10 protein-coding genes are annotated in these 9,066 nt (G+C 56.8%); 6 read left to right on the top strand and 4 right to left on the bottom strand.

Annotated features, from left to right (window positions below; genetic code table 11):
- The first annotated feature begins 92 nt into the window (after nucleotides 1-92).
- The gene (locus Z947_RS0119420) at nucleotides 93-2,381 is read left to right on the top strand and encodes a right-handed parallel beta-helix repeat-containing protein (protein WP_025045945.1); all 2,289 of its coding nucleotides are present in this window, start codon (nucleotides 93-95) and stop codon (nucleotides 2,379-2,381) included.
- Between the two features lie 41 nt (nucleotides 2,382-2,422).
- Here the strand turns inward: Z947_RS0119420 and Z947_RS0119415 are convergent, their stop codons facing one another.
- From Z947_RS0119415 to Z947_RS0119400, 4 genes are all read right to left on the bottom strand, one after another.
- Nucleotides 2,423-3,094, bottom strand: coding sequence for a hypothetical protein (locus Z947_RS0119415; protein WP_025045944.1), 672 nt, complete (start codon nucleotides 3,092-3,094; stop codon nucleotides 2,423-2,425).
- A 141-nt stretch (nucleotides 3,095-3,235) separates the two neighbouring features.
- Complete coding sequence (locus tag Z947_RS0119410) at nucleotides 3,236-3,424, bottom strand: PLD nuclease N-terminal domain-containing protein (RefSeq protein ID WP_025045943.1); 189 nt, start codon at nucleotides 3,422-3,424, stop codon at nucleotides 3,236-3,238.
- Between the two features lie 136 nt (nucleotides 3,425-3,560).
- Nucleotides 3,561-5,765: an excinuclease ABC subunit UvrB gene (uvrB, locus tag Z947_RS0119405; RefSeq protein WP_025045942.1), complete on the bottom strand. Its 2,205-nt coding sequence runs from the start codon at nucleotides 5,763-5,765 to the stop codon at nucleotides 3,561-3,563.
- A 101-nt stretch (nucleotides 5,766-5,866) separates the two neighbouring features.
- On the bottom strand, nucleotides 5,867-6,151 hold the full coding sequence (locus tag Z947_RS0119400) for a hypothetical protein (protein ID WP_025045941.1): 285 nt from the start codon (nucleotides 6,149-6,151) through the stop codon (nucleotides 5,867-5,869).
- Nucleotides 6,152-6,293: 142 nt separating this feature from the next.
- Between Z947_RS0119400 and Z947_RS0119395 the strand changes: the two genes are divergently transcribed.
- The 5 genes from Z947_RS0119395 (at nucleotide 6,294) to rpsC (ending at nucleotide 9,060) form a co-directional block, all read left to right on the top strand.
- Nucleotides 6,294-6,605, top strand: a complete 312-nt coding sequence (locus tag Z947_RS0119395; protein WP_025045940.1) for an ETC complex I subunit — start codon at nucleotides 6,294-6,296, stop codon at nucleotides 6,603-6,605.
- A gap of 239 nt (nucleotides 6,606-6,844) precedes the next feature.
- Nucleotides 6,845-7,687: a 50S ribosomal protein L2 gene (rplB, locus tag Z947_RS0119390; protein WP_025045939.1), complete on the top strand. Its 843-nt coding sequence runs from the start codon at nucleotides 6,845-6,847 to the stop codon at nucleotides 7,685-7,687.
- A 3-nt stretch (nucleotides 7,688-7,690) separates the two neighbouring features.
- Nucleotides 7,691-7,969: a 30S ribosomal protein S19 gene (gene rpsS, locus Z947_RS0119385; protein WP_025045938.1), complete on the top strand. Its 279-nt coding sequence runs from the start codon at nucleotides 7,691-7,693 to the stop codon at nucleotides 7,967-7,969.
- Nucleotides 7,970-7,972: 3 nt separating this feature from the next.
- Nucleotides 7,973-8,353, top strand: a complete 381-nt coding sequence (gene rplV / locus Z947_RS0119380) for a 50S ribosomal protein L22 (RefSeq protein WP_025045937.1) — start codon at nucleotides 7,973-7,975, stop codon at nucleotides 8,351-8,353.
- On the top strand, nucleotides 8,353-9,060 hold the full coding sequence (rpsC, locus tag Z947_RS0119375; protein ID WP_025045936.1) for a 30S ribosomal protein S3: 708 nt from the start codon (nucleotides 8,353-8,355) through the stop codon (nucleotides 9,058-9,060). Before rplV ends, rpsC begins: the two co-directional genes overlap by 1 nt.
- Nucleotides 9,061-9,066: the final 6 nt, after the last annotated feature.

Raw genomic sequence — 9,066 nt, 5'->3', positions numbered from 1 at the left:
ATCATTGATATTTCCCTGTCCTGAGCCGGCGCGCGCCGGGGTCATGGCAACAACCGGAGTGCAACGGGCACCTCTGTGGAAAGGGAATTTTGATGAACAAGGCAATTACCGATGGTTTGGTGCTGACGCCGACACCTTTTGCGGCGGGTCTGGATGTATGGTCGAGCGGGGATGGTACAGCAGGGTCTGACACCTATGAGAACGCAGCGAATGCGCTATTTGTTGCGGCGGATCAGGATTTTGCCGGTGCATTGGAATTGCTGAAGACACAGAATACGCAAAAGCTGCGGTTCATGGGGCAGACGCCGATTTTGCCGGGGTGTTATTTACAGATCTCAGCGCGGGTGAAAGCGGTCAGTGGCAATTTGCCATCGGTGCGTATCGGCGGATATCCGGCCTATGGCAATGGGGCGCGGGTGAACGGGCTGCCAGAGTTTTCTGCGTTTACGACCTTGCAAAATTACGGGGAAGTGGTTGAGATCAAAGCGATCGTTGGCACGGGGTCGCGCGGGGGCGTTGATCTTGTCTGGGGGGCGGAGCCGGTTTACGGCCATTTTGGCATTGATCTGGTGGGCCCGAATGGCGGCATCATCCGCGTCGATGACATCCAGATCGAAGATGTCACGTCGGTGTTTTTGCGCGACATGATTTCGATTGTGGATGTGACGGATTTCGGCGCGCTGGGGAACGGTAACACAGATAACACTGCCGCTTTCGAGGCCGCCAATTCTGCCGCAAACGGGCGTACGGTTTTCGTACCGGAGGGCAATTTTCGTCTGGCCGGCAATGTGACGATTGATACGCTGGTCAAGTTTGAAGGGCGGGTGAGCATGCCGGACACGGCTGTTTTACTGCTGCGGCGAAACTTTGATTTGCCGACCTATATCGAGGCGTTTGAAGATGAAGAGGTGGCGTTCAAAAAGGCGTTTCAGGCGCTGTTGAACAATTCGGACCACGAGACGCTGGATATGGGCGGGCGCAAGGTCAATGTGACCGCGCCGCTGGATATGGCGGCAACGGTGCCGGGCACAAATTCCTATGCGACGCGGCGGGTGATCCGCAACGGTCAACTGGAAGCGGCGGCGAGTGCGGCATGGGACACGGAGGTTTTCGGGTCTGCCGCGACCTATTCAACTGGCAATTCGCGGACCCTGACGGATGTTACGAATGTGGCGAGCATTCCGGTTGGGTCTTTGGTTGAGGGAACCGGTGTGGGACGCGAGGTTTACGTGCGCAGCAAAGACCTTGCCCGACAGGAGATCACGCTGAACAAACCGCTGTATGACGCAGAGGGACGGCAAAATTTCACCTTTCGAAAATTCAAGTATCTGATTGATTTCAGTGGGTTTAATGCACTGAGCAAATTTGTGCTGGCGGATTTGGAGTTCCAGTGTAACGACCGCTGTTCAGCCGTCATGCTGTCACCCGGCGGTATTACGTTTCATGTGCGGGATTGTTTCATCAGCCGCCCGATGGATCGTGGCATCACATCAATCGGGACAGGGTGTCAGGGGCTGATGGTGGACCGGTGTCAGTTCCTGTCAGCAGAGGATGCATTGGCCGTGCCTGCGCGCAAGACCATCGGATTTAACGTAAATCAGAACGACGCGAAAATCCGCAATAACCGCGCCACGAGATTTCGCCATTTCGGATTGTTGGGCGGGTCGAATAACATCTTCACCGGCAACCATTTTTTCCAAGGGGACGGGGTGGCGAACGGGGTCAGGTCGGGTGGTATCATTCTGGCGAGCACCAGCGTGGGTACTGTGATCTCGAACAACTATATCGACAATTGTTTTATTGAATGGACGAACGAGCATGATCCAAGTCCGGCCTTTACGGGGGGCTTTTCATTCAGCGCGTTGAGTGTGACGGACAATATGTTCCTGTCGGGCGAAGTTGCCCCGTGGTTCAGTTACATCGTGGTAAAGCCGCATGGAGCGGGACATTTCCTGAATGGTGTGTCGATTTCGGGCAACCGGTTTCGCAGTTTGAACGGATTTATCGATCGGGCGGAACGGGTGGATACGACGTTTGCGGATCTGGACATGACGCGGTGCAAGAACTTTACCATGGCGGCCAACTCCTATCTGGGGGTGACGGCGCAACCGGTGAATCCTGCCTATGTTGATTTCACTCAGGAGGCGGTGGCGGATGCCTGGACCATCGACGTGTCTGAATATTTACCATTTGGCGGACAAGCTTTGTCGGTGGATGCGGTTACAGCGATTGGTCCGCTGCGCAATGTTAACAACGTTAAGCAGTTCGAAACGCCCTATGTCGATACGGTTCAGGGATCGAACCGCGATCAGATCAGAGTGGTTTGGCCGAGCGACGTGCGCGATAAAATTCAAGCGACCGTACGGATGGATTTCCGTTAGGAACGTGTCCCTGCCTCCCCCATGGAGGCAGGGCGTTTCGGTTAGAAGCTGCGCCAGATCCCGAGTTTAAGCGCCGCTTTTTCCTGTTCATCAAAGGGAACCTGAGCACCAACCTTGATACTGAAACGGCTTTCTTTGGGCTTGATCAGCACGGAAGGTTCAAATGCCCCGTAGGTTTCGTTGTTCTGGGAAGAAAGGGTAACCTCCAGAAGACCCGTGGTGATCGTGCCGAAATTCAGTCCCAAAGTTGCGTCAAGTTTGGTGATATGTTCGCCCAAGGTCGGTTCATAGACATAGGCGGCATCCATGTTTACCCATCCGTCGCGTTCGACGATCTTGAAGCCGCGTCCCCATGAGATGGCGGTTCTGACTGTCGGCAATTGCATTTCGTTGCCCCACAATCCGCCAAACCCGATTTCATAGGCCCATTTATGGGGCCGGTCGGTGGGGCCGATAGCACGGCGCAGGAAGATATTGCCGAAACCATTGCGCACGTTCAGCGCGTTGGTGAAGGTGCTGACATCAACGCCGACGGTGGTTTTGTCGCTTAACCCGTATTCAATATAAAGCGCATTGGTGGTTTCGGAGAACTGCGTTGCCCCGAAGCTGAGGGAAACAAAGCCGGTTCCTTTTTCACGCAGCCACGCCCCTGCCTGTGCGGTACAGGCCACACATTGCCACAAGATCAAACATGCTGCGAAAAGATATCTCATGACGCCTCCGGATTTCAGGATCGAAGGCGTTGGTTAACAAAAGGTTAACGTGAGCGTGGCAGGGGAAGAGATGTTGCGCGATTGACGCGCGAAAAGCCCGGCGCATTGCACCGGGCTTTGTCGGTTTTGGGTTTCGTCGTGTTAGATACGGACCGAACGGCCACCACGTGGTCCAGCGATCAACCATGCGATCAAGCCGACGACGGGCAGGATCAGGATCGCCAACGTCCAGAGGATTTTCGCAAGGCCGGATGCGCCGGATGTCAGAACTTGGTAGATCGCGTAGATGTTTGCAATCAGGATGATGAGGCCGAAGATGCCATATTCCATTGTAAGTCTCCCGTAGGTGTTACTGTTGTGAATAGAACACCGGTAACGCGAAATGGTTCCGACCTATCGAAGAATTGACCGTTCGCTCGCGCGTCTTGAGCACGACCTAACGCAAGTATAGCGGCAGGGTTTCGACCTATCGGCCCTTCCTGCGCTTTACCCCGCCACGCATGCCGCCCCGTCCCATGGACGAGCGACCGGATGCTTTTTTGGCGTCATCCACGGCCTTGTCCACGGCGTATTGCCGCGCCATCGGATCGTCGGCGATGGCCAGATCGACAGCTTCGAGACGCTTCACCTCGTCGCGCAGGCGCGCCGCCTCTTCGAACTCGAGGTTTTCGGCGGCCTTGCGCATGTCGGTGCGCAGCCCTTCCAAGACAGTCTGCATGTTCGAGCCGGCCAGCTTGTTGTCGATCTTGGTCGTGACGCGGTTCATGTCCACGTCGCCCTTGTAAAGGCCCGCCAGAATATCATCGACGTTCTTTTTCACCGTGGTCGGGGTGATGCCGTGTTCAAGGTTGTAGGCTTCCTGCTTGGCGCGGCGGCGTTCGGTTTCGCCCATCGCGCGTTCCATCGAGCCGGTGATGCGGTCGGCGTACATGATCACGCGCCCTTCGGCGTTACGCGCCGCGCGGCCGATGGTCTGGATCAGCGAGGTTTCCGAGCGCAGGAAGCCTTCCTTGTCGGCGTCGAGAATGGCAACGAGACCGCATTCGGGAATGTCGAGCCCTTCGCGCAGCAGGTTGATCCCGATCAGCACGTCAAAGGCACCAAGGCGCAGGTCACGCAGGATTTCGATGCGCTCGATCGTGTCGATGTCGCTGTGCATGTAGCGGACGCGAATGCCCTGTTCGTGCATGTATTCAGTCAGGTCTTCGGCCATGCGTTTTGTCAGAGTCGTACACAGCGTCCGGTAGCCGTCGGCGGCGACCTTGCGCACCTCGTCCAGCAAATCATCGACCTGCATTTCAACCGGGCGGATTTCGATTTGCGGATCGGTCAGGCCGGTCGGCCGGATGATCTGTTCGGTAAAGACACCTCCGGACTGCTCGATCTCCCAAGCCGCTGGCGTGGCGGACACGAATACGGATTGTGGCCGCATGGCGTCCCATTCCTCGAACTTGAGCGGGCGGTTGTCCATGCAGGACGGCAGGCGGAAGCCGTGTTCGGCGAGCGTGAACTTGCGCCGGTAGTCGCCTTTGTACATGCCGCCGATCTGGGGGACGGATACGTGGGATTCATCGGCAAAGACGATCGCGTTGTCGGGGATGAATTCGAAGAGGGTGGGGGGCGGCTCACCGGGGGCGCGGCCCGTCAGATAGCGGGAATAGTTTTCGATGCCGTTACAAACGCCAGTGGCCTCCAGCATCTCGAGGTCAAAGTTGGTGCGTTGCTCCAGGCGCTGTGCCTCAAGCAGTTTGCCGTCCGCCACCAGTTGATCCAGCCGCGTGCGCAGTTCTTTTTTGATCCCGATCAACGCCTGCGACATGGCGGGCTTGGGGGTCACATAGTGGCTGTTGGCATAGACCCTGATCTGTTCAAACGTATCGGTCTTTTCGCCGGTCAACGGATCAAATTCGGTAATGCTTTCCAGCTCTTCCCCAAAGAAGGACAGCCGCCAAGCGCGATCATCAAGGTGGGCCGGAAAGATTTCAAGGCTGTCGCCACGGACCCGGAACGAGCCCCGCACAAAGGCGGCATCGTTGCGCTTGTACTGTTGCGCGACCAGATCGGCGATCACCTGCCGTTGGTCGTAGGTGCCGCCGGCCTTAAGGTCCTGTGTCATCGCGCCGTAGGTTTCCACCGACCCGATACCATAGATGCAAGAGACCGAGGCGACGATGATCACATCATCGCGTTCTAGCAAAGCACGGGTGGCGGAGTGGCGCATGCGGTCGATCTGTTCGTTGATCTGCGATTCTTTTTCGATGAACGTATCGGAACGGGCAACGTAAGCTTCGGGTTGGTAGTAGTCGTAGAAGCTGACGAAATACTCGACGGCATTATCAGGAAAGAAGCTTTTGAATTCGCCGTAAAGCTGCGCGGCCAGGGTTTTGTTCGGGGCAAGAATGATCGCAGGGCGTTGGGTTTCCTCGATCACCTTCGCCATGGTGAACGTCTTGCCCGTACCGGTCGCGCCCAACAGCACCTGATCGCGGTCACCGTCGCGCACGCCCTGACTCAGCTCCTGAATCGCGGTGGGCTGATCGCCTGCGGGTTCGAATTCGGTGTGCAGAACAAAGGCCTTGCCGCCTTCAAGTTTGTCGCGGTTGCGCACATCCACTGCGGGCGTGGACATCATCGGCAAGGAGTCAGAACTGTCGGTATGGGCGTATGGCATGGGGCAAGGTCCTGCAAAGTGTTGCCCACAAGGTGACCTTTTTCATCGGCGGTTCAAGTCCGTAAGCCCGATATGCTGTCAGAAAGTGGCAGCAGGCGCGGCTACTTCATCAGGCGTTTACGGTTTGACGTGACACGTTTGCTGACCGGCACCATCGCGGCCGACATGATCTGGTCGGGGCGTTTGCCCTGCATCATCGCTTTGGTCCCGGCGGCGAAAGCTTTGGCCATTGCGGGGCCTTTTTCGTCGACCATCCGTTCGTTTTCCCCGTGTTTCGCCGGGATTGCCCCGCTCATCCCCATCAGACGCAGGGTCATGACGGTTTGGGCTTCGACCATGAGTGTGGTCATTTTTAGCTGTAGGGAAAACAAATCGTTGGGAAACATCCGGCAACTCCATACTGGTATTCCACAGCTAATGCTGCATCGCAGCAATTGCAAGCTTTCCTTTAGCCACGATCATTGGATGCCCTTGCTTTGAGGGGGCAGATGCCCGATAAGACGTCCAGCAAAAAGCAACGAGGCCCCCATGCGCGCACGTATTTATCAACCTGCCAGAACGGCGATGTCTTCGGGCACGGCCAAGACCAATCACTGGGTGCTTGAGTTCGCCCCGAGCGAGGCCCGCGCGGTTGATCCCCTGATGGGCTGGACGTCATCATCAGATACGCAGTCGCAAGTCAGGCTGCAGTTCGAAACCAAAGAAGCGGCAGCGGAATACGCCCGTGAAAACGGTATCGACGCGCAAGTGCAAGAGCCCAACAAGCGCAAGCCGAACATCCGCCCCGGCGGCTATGGCGAGAACTTTGCCACCGGACGGCGCGGGGCCTGGACGCACTAGGGGTATTTGGGGGACCTCCCCCTTGACCCCATCCGCGTCACCCCCTAAACGACCCCATCGGCATGGCCCCAGATTCGTCTGGGGCTTGTCTTTTGTCGCATGTCGGGATCAATCCCGCGCTACGGCAAACCGGTAAAGCGGGATTTCCCGCCGCACCAAATCCATCGGGGACCTTCGGGGCCCTATAACCACAGGCGGGGCAACATCCCTGCCGCACAGCTAAACGGAAGACAGACAACATGGCACTCAAGTCGTACAAACCGACGACGCCGGGCCAGCGTGGGCTGGTACTGATCGACCGTTCGGAGCTTTGGAAAGGTCGCCCCGTAAAGGCCCTCACAGAGGGTCTTACGAAGAACGGCGGACGGAACAACACCGGACGGATCACAATGCGTCGCAAAGGTGGTGGTGCAAAGCGCCTCTACCGTATCGTCGATTTCAAGCGCAACAAGCTGGACATGTCCGCGGTTGTGGCTCGGATCGAATATGACCCGAACCGGACAGCATTTATTGCCCTGATCCAGTACGAAGATGGCGAGCAAGCCTATATTCTTGCCCCTCAGCGTCTGGCAATCGGCGACAAGGTGATTGCCTCGGCCAAGGCCGACATCAAGCCCGGTAACGCAATGCCCTTCAGCGGCATGCCCATCGGTACAATCATCCACAACATCGAAATGAAACCAGGCAAGGGCGGCCAGATCGCACGTGCCGCCGGTACATACGCCCAGTTCGTTGGTCGTGATGGTGGGTATGCCCAGATCCGTTTGTCTTCGGGCGAACTGCGTCTGGTGCGTCAGGAATGCATGGCCACCGTTGGTGCCGTGTCCAACCCCGACAACTCCAACCAGAACTACGGTAAAGCGGGCCGCATGCGTCACAAGGGCATCCGTCCTTCTGTACGTGGTGTCGTTATGAACCCGATCGACCACCCGCACGGTGGTGGTGAAGGCCGGACCTCTGGTGGTCGTCATCCGGTTACGCCTTGGGGCAAGCCGACTAAGGGTGCAAAAACCCGGAACAAGAAAAAAGCGTCAAGCAATCTGATCATCAGATCGCGCCACGCCAAGAAGAAGGGACGCTAATTTATGTCTCGTTCAGTATGGAAAGGTCCTTTTGTTGACGCGTATGTCCTCAAAAAGGCCGAAGCGACTCGCGAGAGCGGTCGGAACGAAGTGATCAAGATCTGGTCGCGCCGTTCTACGATCCTGCCTCAGTTTGTTGGCCTGACATTCGGTGTCTATAACGGTCGCAAGCACATCCCAGTAAACGTCTCTGAAGACATGATCGGTCAGAAGTTCGGTGAATATTCGCCAACTCGCACCTATTACGGTCACGCAGCAGACAAAAAAGCGAAGCGGAAATAAGCCATGAGCAAGGATAAAAATCCCCGCCGCGTGGCAGACAATGAAGCACGTGCAAAACTGCGCATGTTGAAAACGTCGCCGCAGAAGTTGAACCTTGTTGCCGGTCTGATCCGCGGCAAGAAAGTCGAGCGGGCGTTGACCGATCTGACTTTCTCCAAAAAGCGTATCGCACAGGACGTGAAGAAATGCCTTCAGTCCGCGATTGCCAATGCCGAGAACAACCACAACCTTGATGTCGACGAGCTGATCGTTTCCGAGGCCTATGTCGGTAAAAACATGACACTCAAGCGTGGTCGTCCACGTGCGCGTGGCCGTTTCGGCAAGATCATGAAGCCATTTGCCGAAGTCACCATCGTCGTGCGTCAAGTTGAGGAGCAAGCATAATGGGTAACAAAGTAAACCCGATCGGCATGCGTCTGCAGGTCAACCGCACCTGGGACAGCCGCTGGTATGCCGACACCAAGGACTATGGTGATCTGTTGCTGGAAGATCTGGCGATCCGTGCGTTCATTAAGAAAGAATGCGCGCAGGCCGGTATCGCCCGTGTGATCATCGAGCGTCCGCACAAAAAGTGCCGCGTTACGATCCACACAGCGCGCCCGGGTGTCATCATCGGCAAGAAAGGTGCAGACATCGAAGGTCTGCGCAAGAAGCTGGCGAACCTGACCGCCTCTGAAGTACACCTCAACATCGTTGAAGTGCGCAAGCCAGAGCTGGACGCAGCCCTTGTTGGTGAAAGCATTGCACAGCAGTTGGAGCGCCGGGTTTCTTTCCGTCGCGCCATGAAGCGTGCGGTTCAGAACGCCATGCGTATGGGTGCCTTGGGCATCCGTTGTAACCTTGCCGGCCGTCTGGGTGGCGCAGAAATCGCGCGTACCGAATGGTACCGTGAGGGTCGCGTCCCATTGCACACATTGCGCGCCGACATCGATTATGCCCACGTTGAAGCCTCCACAGCCTATGGTATCATCGGCATCAAGACGTGGATCTTCAAAGGTGAGATCATGGAACATGATCCCTCCGCGCATGATCGTAAGTTACAGGAACTTCAAGACGGCCCAGCACCTCGCGGTGCAGGCGGCCGGCGTTAAGGAGTA

Origin of the sequence: Sulfitobacter geojensis, assembly GCF_000622325.1 — a bacterium.
Classification (GTDB): domain Bacteria; phylum Pseudomonadota; class Alphaproteobacteria; order Rhodobacterales; family Rhodobacteraceae; genus Sulfitobacter; species Sulfitobacter geojensis.
Note: the sequence above shows the minus strand (reverse complement) of the source record. Positions and strands in the feature narration are given on the sequence as shown.

Bases quoted from the DNA above. Each gene is read 5' to 3' on its own strand.
- Z947_RS0119415 (WP_025045944.1), bottom strand. From the start codon at position 3,094: ATGAGATATCTTTTCGCAGCATGTTTGATCTTGTGGCAATGTGTGGCC.
- Z947_RS0119395 (WP_025045940.1), top strand. From the start codon at position 6,294: ATGCGCGCACGTATTTATCAACCTGCCAGAACGGCGATGTCTTCGGGC.
- Z947_RS0119410 (WP_025045943.1), bottom strand. From the start codon at position 3,424: ATGGAATATGGCATCTTCGGCCTCATCATCCTGATTGCAAACATCTAC.
- rplV (WP_025045937.1), top strand. From the start codon at position 7,973: ATGAGCAAGGATAAAAATCCCCGCCGCGTGGCAGACAATGAAGCACGT.
- rpsC (WP_025045936.1), top strand. From the start codon at position 8,353: ATGGGTAACAAAGTAAACCCGATCGGCATGCGTCTGCAGGTCAACCGC.
- Z947_RS0119420 (WP_025045945.1), top strand. From the start codon at position 93: ATGAACAAGGCAATTACCGATGGTTTGGTGCTGACGCCGACACCTTTT.
- rplB (WP_025045939.1), top strand. From the start codon at position 6,845: ATGGCACTCAAGTCGTACAAACCGACGACGCCGGGCCAGCGTGGGCTG.
- rpsS (WP_025045938.1), top strand. From the start codon at position 7,691: ATGTCTCGTTCAGTATGGAAAGGTCCTTTTGTTGACGCGTATGTCCTC.
- uvrB (WP_025045942.1), bottom strand. From the start codon at position 5,765: ATGCCATACGCCCATACCGACAGTTCTGACTCCTTGCCGATGATGTCC.
- Z947_RS0119400 (WP_025045941.1), bottom strand. From the start codon at position 6,151: ATGTTTCCCAACGATTTGTTTTCCCTACAGCTAAAAATGACCACACTC.